The organism is Tsukamurella hominis (genome assembly GCF_965137015.1).
Classification (GTDB): Bacteria; Actinomycetota; Actinomycetes; order Mycobacteriales; family Mycobacteriaceae; genus Tsukamurella; species Tsukamurella hominis.
Genome location: NZ_CBCRZG010000004.1, coordinates 75,341 through 90,757, shown reverse-complemented (window position 1 = coordinate 90,757; position 15,417 = coordinate 75,341). Strand labels below are relative to the sequence as shown.

General features: G+C 71.7%; 21 protein-coding genes and 1 tRNA gene. 16 read left to right on the top strand and 6 right to left on the bottom strand.

Going from position 1 to position 15,417, the window contains the following annotated elements; genetic code table 11:
- Positions 1-5 precede the first annotated feature (5 nt).
- The 6 genes from ACM9LD_RS07155 (at position 6) to ACM9LD_RS07130 (ending at position 3,085) form a co-directional block, all read left to right on the top strand.
- Positions 6-458, top strand: coding sequence for a MaoC family dehydratase (locus tag ACM9LD_RS07155; RefSeq protein WP_415676050.1), 453 nt, complete (start codon positions 6-8; stop codon positions 456-458).
- Entirely contained in the window at positions 455-1,351 is an 897-nt protein-coding gene (gene phaZ, locus ACM9LD_RS07150) for a poly(3-hydroxyalkanoate) depolymerase (protein WP_415676049.1), read from the top strand. Before ACM9LD_RS07155 ends, phaZ begins: the two co-directional genes overlap by 4 nt.
- 39 nt (positions 1,352-1,390) lie before the next feature.
- A complete protein-coding gene (locus ACM9LD_RS07145) occupies positions 1,391-1,810 on the top strand; it encodes a Fur family transcriptional regulator (RefSeq protein ID WP_336670818.1) in 420 nt (139 codons plus the stop codon).
- Between the two features lie 114 nt (positions 1,811-1,924).
- A complete protein-coding gene (locus ACM9LD_RS07140) occupies positions 1,925-2,350 on the top strand; it encodes an organic hydroperoxide resistance protein (protein WP_068525953.1) in 426 nt (141 codons plus the stop codon).
- A gap of 7 nt (positions 2,351-2,357) precedes the next feature.
- Positions 2,358-2,732, top strand: coding sequence for a fluoride efflux transporter FluC (locus ACM9LD_RS07135; protein ID WP_415676226.1), 375 nt, complete (start codon positions 2,358-2,360; stop codon positions 2,730-2,732).
- Positions 2,729-3,085 carry a fluoride efflux transporter FluC gene (locus ACM9LD_RS07130; protein ID WP_415676048.1) on the top strand — a complete coding sequence of 119 codons (357 nt, stop codon included), beginning with the start codon at positions 2,729-2,731 and terminating at the stop codon, positions 3,083-3,085. Before ACM9LD_RS07135 ends, ACM9LD_RS07130 begins: the two co-directional genes overlap by 4 nt.
- A 61-nt stretch (positions 3,086-3,146) precedes the next feature.
- Here the strand turns inward: ACM9LD_RS07130 and ACM9LD_RS07125 are convergent, their stop codons facing one another.
- Both ACM9LD_RS07125 and ACM9LD_RS07120 read right to left on the bottom strand, forming a co-directional pair.
- Entirely contained in the window at positions 3,147-3,647 is a 501-nt protein-coding gene (locus ACM9LD_RS07125) for a hypothetical protein (protein WP_415676047.1), read from the bottom strand.
- On the bottom strand, positions 3,647-4,111 hold the full coding sequence (locus ACM9LD_RS07120) for a GatB/YqeY domain-containing protein (RefSeq protein ID WP_415676046.1): 465 nt from the start codon (positions 4,109-4,111) through the stop codon (positions 3,647-3,649). The genes ACM9LD_RS07125 and ACM9LD_RS07120 overlap by 1 nt, the downstream gene beginning before the upstream one ends.
- Positions 4,112-4,164: 53 nt before the next feature.
- On the opposite strand from ACM9LD_RS07120, the gene ACM9LD_RS07115 reads away from it, so the two are divergent.
- From ACM9LD_RS07115 to ACM9LD_RS07105, 3 genes are all read left to right on the top strand, one after another.
- On the top strand, positions 4,165-5,115 hold the full coding sequence (locus ACM9LD_RS07115; protein ID WP_415676045.1) for a metallophosphoesterase: 951 nt from the start codon (positions 4,165-4,167) through the stop codon (positions 5,113-5,115).
- A 55-nt stretch (positions 5,116-5,170) separates the two neighbouring features.
- A tRNA-Pro gene (locus ACM9LD_RS07110) sits at positions 5,171-5,244 on the top strand.
- Positions 5,245-5,424: 180 nt separating this feature from the next.
- Complete coding sequence (locus tag ACM9LD_RS07105) at positions 5,425-5,607, top strand: hypothetical protein (protein WP_415676044.1); 183 nt, start codon at positions 5,425-5,427, stop codon at positions 5,605-5,607.
- Positions 5,608-5,706: 99 nt separating this feature from the next.
- Here the strand turns inward: ACM9LD_RS07105 and ACM9LD_RS07100 are convergent, their stop codons facing one another.
- Positions 5,707-6,057 (bottom strand): hypothetical protein, encoded by a 351-nt coding sequence (locus tag ACM9LD_RS07100; RefSeq protein WP_415676043.1) that lies wholly within the window; start codon positions 6,055-6,057, stop codon positions 5,707-5,709.
- 61 nt (positions 6,058-6,118) lie between these two features.
- On the opposite strand from ACM9LD_RS07100, the gene ACM9LD_RS07095 reads away from it, so the two are divergent.
- The 3 genes from ACM9LD_RS07095 to ACM9LD_RS07085 all read left to right on the top strand — a co-directional run bounded on the left by ACM9LD_RS07095 (position 6,119) and on the right by ACM9LD_RS07085 (position 8,752).
- The gene (locus ACM9LD_RS07095) at positions 6,119-6,349 is read left to right on the top strand and encodes a hypothetical protein (RefSeq protein ID WP_415676042.1); all 231 of its coding nucleotides are present in this window, start codon (positions 6,119-6,121) and stop codon (positions 6,347-6,349) included.
- Positions 6,350-6,506: 157 nt separating this feature from the next.
- A complete protein-coding gene (locus tag ACM9LD_RS07090; protein WP_415676041.1) occupies positions 6,507-7,343 on the top strand; it encodes a hypothetical protein in 837 nt (278 codons plus the stop codon).
- Between the two features lie 41 nt (positions 7,344-7,384).
- Positions 7,385-8,752 (top strand): MFS transporter, encoded by a 1,368-nt coding sequence (locus ACM9LD_RS07085; protein WP_415676040.1) that lies wholly within the window; start codon positions 7,385-7,387, stop codon positions 8,750-8,752.
- A gap of 9 nt (positions 8,753-8,761) precedes the next feature.
- On the opposite strand, the gene ACM9LD_RS07080 is transcribed toward ACM9LD_RS07085, so the two are convergent.
- A complete protein-coding gene (locus ACM9LD_RS07080; RefSeq protein WP_415676039.1) occupies positions 8,762-9,370 on the bottom strand; it encodes a class I SAM-dependent methyltransferase in 609 nt (202 codons plus the stop codon).
- A 90-nt stretch (positions 9,371-9,460) separates the two neighbouring features.
- Between ACM9LD_RS07080 and ACM9LD_RS07075 the strand changes: the two genes are divergently transcribed.
- The 3 genes from ACM9LD_RS07075 (at position 9,461) to ACM9LD_RS07065 (ending at position 11,434) form a co-directional block, all read left to right on the top strand.
- Entirely contained in the window at positions 9,461-10,252 is a 792-nt protein-coding gene (locus ACM9LD_RS07075; RefSeq protein WP_415676038.1) for an acyl-CoA thioesterase domain-containing protein, read from the top strand.
- Entirely contained in the window at positions 10,249-11,028 is a 780-nt protein-coding gene (locus tag ACM9LD_RS07070; RefSeq protein ID WP_415676037.1) for a crotonase/enoyl-CoA hydratase family protein, read from the top strand. The genes ACM9LD_RS07075 and ACM9LD_RS07070 overlap by 4 nt, the downstream gene beginning before the upstream one ends.
- Positions 11,029-11,203: 175 nt before the next feature.
- Positions 11,204-11,434 (top strand): hypothetical protein, encoded by a 231-nt coding sequence (locus tag ACM9LD_RS07065; protein ID WP_224648277.1) that lies wholly within the window; start codon positions 11,204-11,206, stop codon positions 11,432-11,434.
- Here the strand turns inward: ACM9LD_RS07065 and ACM9LD_RS07060 are convergent, their stop codons facing one another.
- Positions 11,435-12,154, bottom strand: a complete 720-nt coding sequence (locus ACM9LD_RS07060; RefSeq protein ID WP_415676036.1) for a PaaX family transcriptional regulator — start codon at positions 12,152-12,154, stop codon at positions 11,435-11,437.
- Between the two features lie 771 nt (positions 12,155-12,925).
- Between ACM9LD_RS07060 and ACM9LD_RS07055 the strand changes: the two genes are divergently transcribed.
- On the top strand, positions 12,926-14,575 hold the full coding sequence (locus tag ACM9LD_RS07055) for an acyl-CoA dehydrogenase family protein (protein ID WP_415676035.1): 1,650 nt from the start codon (positions 12,926-12,928) through the stop codon (positions 14,573-14,575).
- Between the two features lie 24 nt (positions 14,576-14,599).
- On the opposite strand, the gene ACM9LD_RS07050 is transcribed toward ACM9LD_RS07055, so the two are convergent.
- On the bottom strand, positions 14,600-15,415 hold the full coding sequence (locus ACM9LD_RS07050; protein WP_415676034.1) for a hypothetical protein: 816 nt from the start codon (positions 15,413-15,415) through the stop codon (positions 14,600-14,602).
- Positions 15,416-15,417 lie beyond the last annotated feature (2 nt).

The window sequence follows — 15,417 nt, the reverse complement described above, 5'->3', positions numbered from 1 at the left end:
CATCCATGACCACCACGATCCCCACCCCCCAGGACCTGCTCGGCCTCGTCGGGCAGCCGCTCGGCACCACCGAGTGGATGACCATCGACCAGGAGCGGGTCAACCTCTTCGCCGACGCCACGGGCGATCACCAGTGGATCCACGTCGACCCGGAGAAGGCGGCCGCCGGGCCGTACGGGCGCACCATCGCCCACGGCTACCTCACGCTGTCGCTGGCACCGCTGTTCATCGCCGAGGCGCTGGTGATCGAGAAGGTCCAGGCCGGCGTCAACTACGGGCTCAACAAGGTGCGCTTCCCGGCGCCCGTCCCGGTCGGCGCGCGGGTGCGCGCCGCCGTGGAACTCGTGGGGGCGCAGGAGAAGCCGGCCGGAATCGAGGCCGTCATCCGCCTGACCTACGAGGTCGACGGTGCCGACCGTCCGGCGTGCATCGCCGAGACGGTGGTGTTGTACCGATGAGCGATGACACGACGTCCGGTGAGACGACGACCGAGGTCGACCTGCCCGACGAGCTGATCGCCACAGGCGGCCAGCGGATCCGGGTGCGCTACCGGCCCGGCGTGGGCGTTCCGCTGGTGCTGTGCAACGGGATCGGCGCGAGCCTCGAGGTGCTGGACCCGTTCGTGGACGCCCTCGATCCGCAGCGCCCCGTGCTGCGCTTCGACGTGCCGGGCGTGGGCGAGTCGCCCACGTCGATCCTGCCGTACGGCTTCCCCTACCTCGCGTGGGTGCTGGGTAGGGTGCTGGACAAGCTGGACATCGGCGTCGTCGACATCCTGGGCCTGTCCTGGGGCGGCGCGCTCGCGCAGCAGTTCGCGTTCCAGAACCCGATGCGCTGCCGGCGCCTGATCCTCGTGTCCACGGGCACCGGCGCGATCATGGTGCCCGGCGACCCGCGCGTGCTCCGGAAGATGGTCACGCCGCGGCGGTTCCGCGATCCCGAGTACGCGGCGCAGGTCGCGGGCGAGCTGTACGGCGGCGGGGTCCGCGAGGACGGGATGGCCGTCGGCGAGACCTTCTCCCGGCAGATGCACGCCGGCTCGAAGATGGGCTACCTGCATCAATTGCTGGCCGGCTCGGTGTGGACATCGATCTTCGCGCTCCCGGTGATCCGGCAGAAGACGCTGCTCGTCTTCGGCGAGGACGACCCGATCATCCCCATGATCAACGGGAAGATCTTCGAGACGCTGCTGCCGCGGGCCACGCTGTACCGGCACGACGGCGGCCACGTGGACCTGGTGACGCGCTCCGAAGTGTTGGCGCCGGTGATCGACGACTTCCTGGGGACGCCCCATCTGGGGAAACGGCAGTGGCGCGGCCGAGTGGCCGGACTGCTCACACCAGGCGACTGACCCTGGAATCATTCCAAAATCGGGCGTAGTCTATTTCGCATGACTGAGGTGGACACCGCCGAGGACCGGCTGCGGGGCGTGGGGCTGCGGATCACCGCGCCCCGCGTCGCCGCCCTCGGCTACCTCGACGGGCACCCGCACGCCACCGCCGACGACGTGGCCGAGTACCTGCGCGGCAGACTCGGCACCGTCGCCACGCAGACCGTCTACGACGTGCTGCGCGTGTGTGCCGAGAAGGGCCTGCTGCGTCGGATCGAGCCCGCCGGCTCCGCCGTCCGGTACGAGGCCCGCGTCGCCGACAACCACCACCACCTGGTGTGCCGGTCGTGCGCGAAGATCGTCGACATCGATTGCGCAGTCGGCGCCGCGCCCTGCCTGACCGCCGACGACGACCACGGCTTCGTCATCGACGAGGCCGAGGTCACCTTCTGGGGCTACTGCCCCGACTGCGCGCCCTGATCCACCGCCCGGCGGCGGATCGGAGCATCGCCCGGAGGGCGGTTGTGATCGGGACTACTGTCGAAGGGGAACGCCGCCCGGACCGGGCGGGCACAACGCGAAGGAGCGCCGGATATGAGCTTGGACGTCGTCTACACCATCTCCTCGACCGCCACCGGTGGCGGCCGCGACGGGCACGTGAAGTCGGCCACCGGCCGCATCGACCTGGACACCCGGCCCCCGAAGGAGATGGGCGGCAACGGCGAGGGCACCAACCCCGAGGAGCTGTTCTCGGCCGGCTACGCGGCGTGCTTCCTGGGTGCGATCCGCGCCGTGGGCCGCAACGAGAAGGTCGCCGTCCCGGACGACACCACCGTCGACGTCACCGTCGGCTTCGGCAAGACCGAGTCCGGCTTCGGCATCAACGCCGCCATCAAGGCCACGCTGCCCGGCCTCGCCCAGGCGGACGCCGAGGCCCTCGTCGCCAAGGCGCACCAGCTCTGCCCGTACTCGAACGCGACGCGCGGCAACATCGACGTCGACCTGACCACCGCGGTCTGATCGGCGCCTGAGCACGCTACTGCGGCCCGCCGCCCTGGGGCTCGTCTTCCTGGGCGGCGCGGCCGGTACCTTCGTTCGCGCCGAGGTGGGGCACTGGCTGCCGCACAGCCCCTTCGCCTGGTCCACCTTCACGGTGAACATGCTCGGCGCGTTCCTCCTCGGCGTCATCGTCGAGGCTCTGTCCCAGCGCCCCGACGACGAGCGGCACCGTCGGATCCGGCTACTGCTCGGCACCGGCTTCTGTGGGGGCCTCACGACCTACAGCGCGTTCGCGCTGGACATCCACGACGCGGCCCCGGTCGTCGGCGCGCTGTACGCCGGTGCGATGGTGCTCCTCGGCCTCGTCGCGGCCCTCGCCGGGGCGGCGGTGACACGACGATGACGACCCTCCTGATCGCCGTCGGCGGGGGCCTCGGGGCCGTCCTGCGCTACCTCGTCGACGGTGCCCTCCGCGCCCGTCTCTCCTTCTGGGCCACGGCGGCGATCAACGTCTCGGGCTCATTCGTGCTCGGACTGCTCGCCGGAGCCGTCGCCGGGGGAGGACTCGGCGGGACGGCGCTGGCCGTCCTCGGCACCGGCGTGTGCGGCGGCTACACGACCTTCAGCACGGCCACCGTCGAGACCCTGACCCTGCTGCGGGACAAGCGCTACCGCGACGGCGTGGTGTACGGGCTGGCGACGCTCGGCGCGAGCGTCGTCGCGGTGTGGGGCGGCTACGCCCTCGGCGCGCTCTGACCTTCGGTGCGACTCTGCGATGCGCGGCCGGCGTGTCGTCGCCGACACGCACCGAGGGTCGTCACGCGCCGCTGCGCTCGACCGCGTACCGGTACACCGGCCGGGTGAGGGCCAGCGAGAACAGCATCAGGAACATCACGATGAGGGCGCCCCACATGGGTAGGCCCGCCAGCGGCGCGCCGTTGTGGTCGACGCCGAAGCGGCTCACCGGATCGGTGTAGCCGCGGGCGTTGCCGAGCAACACCGACGCGGCGGCGAGCAGGAAGCTCGCGAACGCGGCGAGGCCGTAGAGCATCGTCGCCCAACGCTGCCCGAACAGCGCGAAGAGACCCGTGAAGGCCATCGCCGCGACCACCACGAGCCCGGCGATCGCGATGATCAGGATCGTGATCGTGCGCACGCCCAGCGGCGAAGCGGGGAAATTCCCCGGATAGCCGGTGGTGCCGAGTAGGGCCGAGCACTGGATGATCGCCGTCACGTACAGGGCGATGGCCCCCGCGCCGGCGGCGAGCGAGACGAGGACCCACAGCCACATCGCGCCGGGGCGGCGCACGCTCGCCACTACGCGAGCTTCGCCTTGACGGCGGTCGAGAGCCGCTTGCCGTCGGCGGCGCCCGCCGCCTTGGCGTTGGCGACCTTCATGACCTGTCCCATCTGGCGCACCGTCGGGGCCTCGCCGAGCTCGGCGGTCACCTCGGCGATCGCGGCGTCGACGAGGGCGTTCAGCTCGTCGTCGCCGAGCTGCTTCGGCAGGTAGCGGGACATGACCTCGGCCTCGGCGCGCTCCTTGGCGGCCAGCTCGTCGCGGCCGTTGGACGCGAAGATCTCGGCGGCCTCGCCGCGCTTCTTCACCTCGCGCGCGACCACCTTGAGGAACTCCTCGTCGGTCAGCGCATGCGCCGTGCCGGCGGTCTCCTCGTTCTGGATCGCCGAGAGCAGCATGCGCAGCGTGCCGGTGACCAGGGTGTCCTTGGCCTTCATCGCGGTCTTGAGGTCGTCGCGGATAGCGGCCTTCACTTCTGACATGACGTCCAAGTTACGCGGTGTGCGAGGACGCGGCAGCTGAGTATCCTGGGGTGATGGCAGTTCATCCTCTTCTCCGTGCCGGAGCCGGCCTGGCGGGCGCGGGCGTCGCGTCCATCGCCTACGCCACCGTCTTCGAGCGCAACGCCTTCACGCTGCGCGAGCACACGCTGCCGATCCTGCCGCCCGGCTCGCCGACGCTGCGGATCCTGCACATCTCGGACCTGCACATGACGCCCGGTCAGCGGCTCAAGCAGGCCTGGGTGCACGAGCTGGCCGCGCTCGAGCCCGATCTCGTGGTGAACACGGGCGACAACCTGTCGCACCCGCGGGCGGTCCCGTCGGTGGTGCAGACCCTCGATCCGCTGCTCGCCCGGCCGGGCCTGTTCGTCTTCGGCTCCAACGACTACTTCGGGCCGACGCCCAAGAACCCGGCCAAGTACTTCGACAAGAACCACGAGCGCAAGCACGGCGACCCGCTGCCCTGGCAGGACCTGCGCGCGGCGTTCTCGGAGCGCGGCTGGCTGGACGCCACGCACGCGGTGCGTCGCCTGGAGGCGGGCGGCGTCACCATCTCCGTCGCGGGCGTCGACGATCCGCACATCGAGCGCGACCGGTACGAGACCATCGCCGGGCGCGCCGACGAGTCCGTCGACCTGCGGCTCGCGCTCACCCACTCGCCGGAGCCGCGCGTGCTGGACCGGTTCGCCGACGACGGCTACGACCTCGCGCTCGCCGGCCACACGCACGGCGGGCAGCTGTGCCTGCCGGTGTACGGCGCCCTGATCACCAACTGCGGCCTCGACCGGTCGCGGGTGAAAGGCGCCTCCGCGTGGGGCGCGCACATGAAGCTGCACGTGAGCGCCGGGCTCGGCACGTCGCCCTGGGCGCCGTTCCGCACCTTCTGCCGGCCGGAGGCCTCGCTGCTCACCCTCGTCGGCGCGCCGGTGCGCGACCGGGAGGTCGAGCTCGGCCCCGTCATCGCACCGGAGGCCGTACAGGCCTGACCTGGCGATTTCCTGCCCGACGGTGGCTGTAGTAATCTATTGCAGGTTGTCACCACGGGGTGTGGCGCAGCTTGGTAGCGCGCTTCGTTCGGGACGAAGAGGTCGTGGGTTCGAATCCCGCCACCCCGACTCGTTGGTTGAGACGACAGCAGGGCCCCTGATCAGTGGAAACACTGGCCAGGGGCCTTACTTGTTGGTTGGGACCTTGGGCGTCGGGGCGGATCGAGGAGTGGGATGGACATGGCTCCTGAACCAGAGCCCTTTCTGCGGATCAAGCTCACGGCAGACGGGGACGCACCCTTCACGGTCATGTTCGAACCGAGCGGGACGACGTACGACCTCGGCGGTGGGCAGTACATGCTGGCCGACGTCGTGGATCCCTATGGCGATGAACTCGAGATCGTCCATTGGCAGGGCGGGGTCTCCGTCTGGGCACCCGGCGCGGTGATCACACGCGACGCCGACGGTGCGGAACTCCACCGGCTCAACTAGCGGCTGGAGCGAGGTCGTTGAGCGGTGGTTCTCCCCTTCAACCCGGAAGTCCTGGGGTGGTCGAGATGACAGCAGGGGCCTTGATCTGATCGCCCCGACCTATTCGGATTGATCCCAGGCGACATGTGGCAGTGAGAGATACACGCCAGCTGTGCACGAAGGTGCAATCGATTCGACGGCCGCGAGTATGGCTGCCGCGCGCGATGCGCGATTGGCGGCGCGGTCCTCGAACCATTTCGAGTGCACTTCAACGAGGATGTCCAGGTCGAAACGGTCGAAGGGCGAGGGGTCGTGGAAGCGGATGATCACGTCCCCCGGTTGCAAGTCGCCGTCGTACGGCTCGTCGCTGCATTCGACGGCGACCGACACCCAATGCGGCAGCTCTGACGACAACCTGCGCTTCTGCGGGGCGGTGACATTCGGTGAGCACGTGACGTCAACGAGAGGCATGGACCAAGTATGACTGCGAAACCTTCTCGACCAGGCACGACGACCGTGACACCATCGCAGCATGGCTGATGACCACACACTGCTGAGATCCATCTCGCAGGGGAACCCGCGGGGCGCCGGGCAGGACGATCTGCCGGCGCTGCTGCGCAGGTTCGCCGATACGGTCGAAGCGCTGGGCACGATCGAGGTCGAGGATCTCGTCATGCACGACGAGATCACCGAGGGCGGGAGCTGGCTCAGCTTCACGCTCTACTACTCCAAGCCGCGCCTCGCGGCGGTGCCCAACGACTGACGCCGCGTGAATCCTTCCGCCGGCGGGAGACCCCATCGGTGTCTGTTTCATGAAGACGGTTGACGAGGATACCCCTAGGGGGTATAAATCCAAGTACCCTCAGGGGGTACCCGAACGACGGTGGATCCGCCGCGCACGCACACCGAAGGAGCACGTCATGGACCACAGCGCACACGCCGCCGCACCGTTCCCGCAGGGGTTGCAGACCGCGGATCAGGGCTACCGCATCACCCCGTCGCTGACGATCCTCGACGCCGGCCGCACCCGCGTCGAGTTCGCGATCCTCGGCCCCGACGACGCGCCGGTCACCGCCTTCGACGAGCAGCACGACCGGAAGCTGCACTTCATCGCCGTCCAGCGCGACACCAGCGGCTTCCAGCACGTGCACCCCGTCATGGACACGGCCGGCACCTGGTCGGTGGAGCTGGACCTGACGCCGGGCGTGTGGCGCTTCTTCGCCGACGTCGCCCCGACGGCGCTCGGCGCGGGCATCGTGCTCGGCGCCGACGTCGCCGTCCCCGGCGACTACCGGCCGCGCGACCTGCTCGAGCGCCGCACCGTGTCGACGGTCGACGACTACGTCGTCACGCTCGACGGTGCGCTCCTGCCGGGCGAGGGGGCCGAGCTCCGCGCCCGCATCACCCGCGGCGGCATCCCCGTCACGGACCTGCAGCCCTACCTCGCCGCGTACGGCCACCTCGTCGCGCTCCGCGCCGGCGACCTCGCCTTCCTGCACGTCCATCCCGAGGGCGACCCGTCGGACCCCGCCACCCCCGCCGGCCCGGACATCCGGTTCCACGCGATGGCCCCGTCTGCGGGCACGTACCGGCTGTTCCTCGACTTCCAGCACGCCGGCACCGTCCGGACCGCGGACTTCACGCTCGTCGCCGGCGAGCCCGCCCCGGCCGCGGAGTCGGAGGCGCCGGTCGACGGCGCGGAGCCCGTCGCGCACGCCGGCCCGCACAGCAGCCATCACGCCGCGCACCACCACTGACCCGAATCCACTACCTCACCATCGAGCTCAGGAGAGTTACCGTGGGCCCCTTCGCACACCGCGACTTCCGGCTGCTGTTCAGCGCGCAGATCGTCGCCCTGCTCGGCACCGGCCTGACCACCGTCGCGCTGGGCCTGCTCGCCTACGAGATCGCGGGCTCCTCAGCCGCCGTCGTGCTCGGCACCGCGCTCACGATCAAGATGGTGCTGTACGTGGTCATCGCGCCGCTCGCCGCGGCGTACGTCGACAGGCTCCCGCGGCGGGCGTTCCTGGTGGCCCTCGATGTCGTGCGCGCCGGCATCGTCCTCGCCCTGCCCTTCGTCACCGAGGTCTGGCAGATCTACGTCCTCATCGGCACCCTGCAGGCGGCGTCGGCGGCGTTCACACCCACCTTCCAGGCGGTGATCCCGGACATCATCACCGACGAGCGCGAGTACACCACCGCGCTGTCCGCGTCGCAGGTCGCGTACACGATGGAGAGCCTGGTCAGCCCCGTCGTCGCCGCGCTGGCGCTCCTGCTCATCGACTTTGATGTCCTGTTCGTAGGTACCGCAGTCGGATTCGTCGTCTCCGCGTTCTTGGTCCTCCGGGCGACGGTGCCCGACGCCCGCCGGGCGCCCGCGGGCGGTCCCGCCGACCGCATCCTGTCCGGCGTCAGGCTGTTCGCGCGCACCCCGAGCCTGCGGGGCGTCTTCGCCGTGAACTTCGCGGTGGCCGCCGCCGGCTCGATCGTGGTGGTCAACACCGTCAACTACGTCCGCGATCGACTGGGCGGCAGCGAGTCCCAGGTCGCGTGGATGCTCGCCGCGTCCGGCGGTGGCACCCTGCTCGTGGCGCTCGCGGTTCCGCGCCTCCTGGACCGGTTCACCGAGAGGTCCGTGATGCTCACGGGCGCAGTGCTACTCACCGTCGCGGCGGGCGGTGCCGTCGCGATGGCCGCCGCCGACACCCCGTCGTGGGCGCTCACCGCGGTCGTCTGGTTCGCGAGCGGCGCAGGCTCGGCGATGGCGATCACGCCCACCGGGAAGGTGCTCCGCGCCGCCGCGGCACCCAGCGATGTGGCCGCCGTCTTCGCCGCCCAGTTCTCCCTCTCGCACCTCGCCTGGCTCATCGCCTACCCGATCGCGGGCTGGGGCGCGAACCGCTTCGGGCTCGTCCAGGCCTGGGGGCTTCTCGCCGGAATCGCTGCCGCTGGAGCGATCCTCGCGCCCGCTCTGTGGCGCCGCGGTCCTGTCGCGCTCCCGGCGCCCACGACCGCGGACACGATCGTCACGGCACCGTCGGGCACGACGAACGGTACCCCCAGGCGCGAGCCCGCGCTGGTGCCCGGCAGCCCCGCCTGGCGGCACACGGCCGCCGCAGGCGGCACGCTCACCGAATGCCAGTGCACCTGCGGGCAGGCCGCCTGACCGGCGGACTCAGCCGTGCGCGCGACCGAGGACCAGCGGCGACGTCGGGATCGGCACCCACGCGGGCGCCAGCATCCGATCCTCCACCGTGGTCACCGCGAAACCTGCCCCGCTGATCAGTCCGACGGCGTCGCGGTGCGCATGGCAGTTCCCGAACAGGCGCGGCCAGACGGTGGCGTCCGCCGCCTTCTGCAGGCCCTCCAGCATCCCGCCCCGCGCGGCGACGTGCTCGAGGAAGCGGAGCTCACCGTCGGGCCCCAGGAATCCGCGGACCTGCCGCACCGCGCCCTCGGGGTCGGGCAGCGAGCACAGCACCAGGCTGAACACCACGGCGTCGAAGGGCTCCGCGGCGACGTACTCGTCGAGCCGCTCGGGCCGCACCTCGACGCGCGCGTCCGCCACCGCAGACGCCTCCGAGCGCAGGGCGTCCTCGGGCTCCAGCGCGACCACCGTCGTGACCTCCGGCGGGTACAGCGCGAAGTTCGTGCCGGTGCCCGCGCCCACCTCCAGGACCCGGCCCGACAGCCCGGCCAGGTTGCGTCGCCGCAGCTCGGTCAGCAGCGGCGGCTCGTTGCGCACCAGCCGCGGCCACATCTTCACGAAGAACGAATCGCCCATGCTCCATGAGTACCGCATGGCGGCCTCCGCGGCGGCGTTCCGGCGGATGCGAGTACAGGGCGCGCGGCGGCGCCTGGTAAACCCAATGGAATGACCACCCCGGAGGTACCCGCGCAGTTCGCCCGCAGCGGCGGCGGCTTCGATTCGCTGCCCGCCGCGGAGGGCCGCTGGGCGCCCGGCACCCTGTCGGGTCCGGCGATCGCGGGCCTGCTCGCGCAGGTCCTCGACACCGAGTTCGGCGAGGGCCTCGTGGGGACCCGCTGGCACTGCGACATGTTCCGCATGGTCCGCTCCGGCCACCTGGACGTCCGCACGCGCCTCGTCCGCTCGGGCCGCCGCATCCGCGTCGCGGAGGCGGAGATCATCCAGAACGACAAGACCGTCGTCCGTGCCGCCGTCACCTTCTATCACCGGGCTCGGCAGCCCGACGGTGTCGTCTGGTCCGATCCGCACGTGCCCGCCCCGCCGCCACCCGAGGCGCCGCGCCTCGCGATGGCCGGCGGCAGCGGCGACTACGTCTCGTCCGACACCCCGGAGCACTGGGCCACCGCCGAGCGCAAGCGCGTCTGGACCCGCGGCTGGCGCGTCCTCGACGGCGAGGAGACCACGCCCTTCGCCCGCGCCGCGATGGTCTCCGACTGCACCAATCTGGTGACCGGTATGGGCACCGGCGGCGTCGAGACCATCAACGGCGACGTCTCCATGGCCATCGCCCGCGCACCCCGCGGCGACGAGATCGGCTTGGAGGCCGACCAGTTCGTCATCGTCGACGGCATCAGCATCTCCTCGGCGAGCATGTTCGACCGCGACGGCCGGTTCGGCGTCTGCACCGTCACCGGGGTCGCCACCGGCTCCGCCGTCCATGGACCCACGTCGTCATGAGCGTCCTCGTCAGCCGGCGGGGACCGGTCACCGTCGTCGAGATCGACCGGCCCGGCGTGCGCAACGCCGTCGACCGCGCCACCGCCGAGGCCCTCGCCGACGCCTTCCGCGCCTTCGACGCCGACCCGGACGCCGCCGTCGCCGTGCTGCACGGACGGGGCGGGACCTTCTGCGCTGGAGCCGATCTCAAAGCCGTCGCCGCCGGCACCCCGAACCGCGTGGAGCCCGACGGGGACGCACCGATGGGAATCTCGCGGATGCGGCTGAGCAAGCCCGTCATCGCCGCGATCGAGGGGCACGCCGTGGCCGGCGGCCTCGAGCTGGCCATCTGGGCGGACCTGCGCGTCGCCGCCACCGATGCGGTCCTCGGCGTCTTCTGCCGCCGCTGGGGTGTGCCGCTCATCGACGGCGGCACCGTGCGCCTGCCGCGGCTCATCGGCGCGAGCCGCGCGATGGACCTCATCCTCACCGGGCGGCCCGTCGACGCGGCCGAGGCCGAGGCGATCGGCCTGGTCAACCGCACCGTCGAGCCCGGAACGGCCCTGGAGGCCGCCGTCGAGCTCGGGCAGCAGCTCGCCGGATTCCCGCAGACCTGCCTGCGCAACGATCGCCTCTCGATGCTCGACGGGGAGGCGGAGTCCGAGGCCGAGGCCCTCGCGATCGAGTACCGGTACGGACTCGCCTCCCTCGCCGACGGCGCCGTCGCGGGCGCGACCCGGTTCTCCGACGGTGCGGGGCGGCACGGCGCGTTCCACGACGAAGGATCTGTGCGATAGCGACGATTCGTCGGGTAACGGACACGCAACGGTCACCTGCAATTCGTCACACCGGTCACAGCAGCCACCTACTGTGCAGGTGAACGGTCCGCCTAGGGTCAAGCGGGTGGGTCGTCGAGAGCCGCACCGCGGCGCATTGCCGCACACCCGATTGCGGCGGAAAGTAGGGAACATCATGGGGCTCGCAGGCGTCCGCAGCGAACTCGACGATCTCACCACTCAGCTCACGACCATCGCCGCGTCCATCGGCCGGACCGGCGACGACCTCCAGATCGACGCCCGCAGCCTGCACGAGACCGGCTCGTGCGACGCGGTCAACTCCATCGCCCGCCGCCTCGACGACCAAGGGCTGCAGCTGCGTCGCCTGCAGGCGCGGATCACGAAGGTGGTCGACTCGCTCGCCTGATCAGCCCCGGCCGATCCGCATCGCGGCCAGCCACGCGCGGAAGTCCGCGTAGGCGGCGGTGAGGTCGTCCGCGGGCCAGTCCGCCGGCCGCAGCTCCGGCGGGAGCAGCGGATCCCGGTAGAGGTGTCGCACCACCGAGACCATCGTGAGGAAGCGCGCCTGCCCGTCGTCGCCGGCGTCGGCGATCGCGCCCAGCAGCGCGTGTCCGTGGCGGGACCATTCCGGCAGGTCCCACAGCGTGCGCGCCAGGTCGACGGGGTCGTCGTCCGGCCGCGCGGTGAAGCGCGTGGTCACCTGCCGCACCGCCGCCGGGAGCGGCCGGTCGAGGTTCGCGGGCCGCATCCACACGCCCTCGCGCAGCTCCGCGAGGCGCAGCCGGGTCATCTCGGTGCGCAGCTCGGCGCGATCTGCGGCGCTGCGTCCGCTGGTGGTCACGATCGCCGTCTCCCAGGTCCCGTCCCAGGGCAGCATCGCGGGGGAGTCGGTACGCGCCTGTCGTTGCGCGAGCCGGTCCGACAGCGCGTAGTGCCCGCCGTCGCGGACCAGATCACCGGCGGACACCATGCGCGACATCGCCGCTCGCGTCGTGGATTCGGAGACCCCGAACAGCCGCATCGCGGCCACGATCTCGCGACCCTCCAGCTCCGGCGGGTGCGCGCCCAGCAGCAGGCTCAGCACGGCCGAGCGCGCCGAGACCGTGGTGGTGAGGGGCGTGGACATCGGCGTCGACGCTACACCGCGAGTGCGTGAACGCCGGGTCAGCGGCGTGCCCGACGGGACGTACTCGCGGATCTGCCGGGGATGGGGGCCTGACGGTGCTGCGTCGTCGTGACTCTCGGATTCTGTCCGGTTCGGACATGGACGCCGCGGGGGGCGGCGCTGCGCCTCGGCCTCGCGCGCGACGGGCTCCGCGGATCGCCCGATGAACGCGGATCGCCCGATGAACGAGCGTCGGCAGTCGATCGGCCCGGGGGGCCTCGGCCGCGCGTCGGTGCAGGAGCGCGGCTGCCGTACCGTCGGTGCAGGCTCCGTCGTCCCCCGCGCGGCGCCGAAAGGCGACCCCGGCGTTCGCTCCCCTACGGAACGCCGTGCGTGAGGTGGGGGACCGGTCGTCCCCCGCGCGGCGCCGATTCCCCCACGCGGCGCCAGCTCTCCCGCGCCGAACGCCGATTCTCCTGCGTGGCGCCGAGTCGCTTCCGCTCGACGTCGATCGCGGGCGGCGCATCCTGCGCGGCGCAGCTCAGCTCATCCCCACGTTCCAGGGGGAGGCCTGGGCCGTGTCCGAATCGGACAGAATCCGAGAGTGGCGTGAGCGCCGAAGGCAAGGGCGCGGCCCCACGCCCCTCGTCCCCCGCGGCCCGGCGGGCGGTCGGGCGGTCGGCTGGTCCGACAGGCATCCACTTCATTGCATATCTGGTGCGACTGTCGCTGATATGCAACACTGGGGTGACGGCCCGGACGGGCCGCGCACCGTCGAACGAAGGAGCTGGCGTGCCGACCCACGAAGTGACCAACCAGGTACCGCCGCTGCTCGGCTTCAACACCGCCGAGACCCCGATGATCGACGACGCGCTGCGGCGCGCCCACGTCGACGCCGCGCAGGTGGACGCGATCCACGCGCTCGGCGCGCTCGGCGGCACGGCCGAGGCACTCGAATGGGGCGACCTCGCCGAGGCGCACCCGCCCGTCCTGAAGACGCACGACCGGTACGGCAACCGCGTCGACGAGGTGGTCTACGACCCGGCCTACCACCAGCTCATGAAGGTCGCCGTCGAGCACGGCCTGCACGCCGCGCCGTGGGCCGAGGTCGATCCGAACGCGCACCTGGTGCGCGCCGCGAAGTTCAGCGTGTGGGGCCACGTCGACGCGGGCCACGGCTGCCCGATCTCCATGACCTACGCCGTCGTGCCCGCGCTCCGCGCCAACGCCGAGCTCGCCGCGCAGTACGAGCCGCTGCTCGCCGCGAAGGAGTACGACTTCGGCCTGCGGGCGCCGCTGGGCAAGCGCGGCCTCATCGCCGGCATGTCGATGACGGAGAAGCAGGGCGGCTCCGACGTGCGCGCGAACACCACGCGCGCGATCCCGCAATCCGATGGGACGTACCGGATCACGGGCCACAAGTGGTTCACCTCGGCCCCGATGTCGGACCTGTTCCTCACGCTCGCGCAGACCGAGTCGGGTGTCTCCTGCTTCTTCATCCCGCGCGTGCTGCCCGACGGGACGCGCAACGTCTTCGCCCTGCAGCGCCTCAAGGACAAGCTGGGCAACCACTCCAACGCCAGCAGCGAGGTCGAGTACGACGACACCGTCGGCTGGCTCGTCGGCGAGGAGGGCCGCGGCGTCCGCACCATCGTCGAGATGGTCAACATGACCCGCCTCGACTGCGTGCTCGGCACCGCGACCGGCATGCGCGCCGGGCTCGCGCAGGCCGCGCACCACGCCGCGCACCGGAAGGCCTTCGGCGCCGACCTCATCGACCAGCCGCTCATGCGCAACGTGCTCGCCGACCTCGCCGTCGAGGCCGAAGGCGCCACCACCGCCGGGCTCTGGCTCGCGGGCCTCACCGACCGGTCCGTCGCCGGCGAGGAGGAGGCCTCGCTGCTGCGCCGGATCGCGCTGGCCGTCACCAAGTACCACGTGTGCAAGCGCGGCCCCATTCACGCCGCCGAGGCCCTGGAGTGCCTGGGCGGCAACGGCTACATCGAGGACTCGCGGCTGCCGCGCCTCTACCGTGAGGCGCCGCTGCTCTCCGTCTGGGAGGGCTCCGGCAACGTGGCGGCCCTCGACGTGCTGCGTGCGATGGCCCGCGAGCCGCAGGCCGTCGCGGCCTTCTTCGCCGAGCTGGACGCCGCCACCGGCGCGGACACCGCGTACGACGAGGCCGTCGCGAAGCTCAAGGGCTCCTTCGGCGCACTGGACCTCACCGACCAGGTCGCGATGCAGTTCGGTGCGCGCCGCCTCGTCGGCGACATGGCCGCCGCGCTGCAGGGCTCGCTCCTGGTGCGCTACGGGCACCCCGCCGTCGCGGACGCCTACACCCGCACCCGCCTCGCGGGCGACCGCGGCGACGTCTTCGGCACCCTCCCGCAGGGTGTCGACACCGCCGCGATCCTCGACCGCGCTACGCCGAAGATCGGCTGATCGGACGACCGGCGGATCCGCCGGTCAGGAAGCGAGAACCGCCTGCACGTCGGCGGGGATCCCGGCCCGGAGACGGCGGAAGTCGAACCAGTACAGGTTGAACGGCCGGTAGTCGCCCGCGGCGTGCGCCACGGGTACGTAGAAGGTGATCCCGTCGCCCGACGGCACCCAGTTCGCGAGGTCGCGCTCGGGGTCGGAGAGGAAGGGCGCCGGCGCGCCCGCCGCGGTCGCCTGCTGCTTCACCATCTCGGCCACCCGGGCGCGAGCGCCCTGGGTCGGCAATACGTCGGTGAGCAGGATCGGTTGTGCCGTCCCGGCATTGATCACGACGGTCCCGATCTGGTTGTTGGGGTGCGCCGCGCCCTGCATGAAGTAGTTCGTCAGCAGGAGCCCTGCCACGACCTGCGACCCGATGCGGGTGACGCGCGAGCGCTCCCCGTTCGCCAGCGCACCGTCGGTGACCGTGGTCCTGCCCGGGGCCCCGCCGAGAGTCCGAACCCGCTCGGCGAGCGAGGCCCGCATCGATGCGGTGAACCGGTCGGCGGTGGCGGCGTTCCCTCCGGTGAGCGTCGGGACCTGCACGTCGTAGGTGGAGGCACCGTCGGAACCGGTGCTGCGGACGAGTCCGGGAACGTAGCCGTGGGAGTCGACCGCGGTGGGGCCGACCGGGCCGAGGTCGCGCGAGGGCGCCGCCGACGAGGTGGTCGTCGACGGGCCGGCGGAGACCGCGACCGAACCGGCGGAGGCGCCGGTCGTGCCGGCGGGCGGTTCGGAGCGATCGCCGCACGCGGTCACCGTCGCGACGACGACCAGGCCCGCGACCCACCGACGCGCGAGCATCG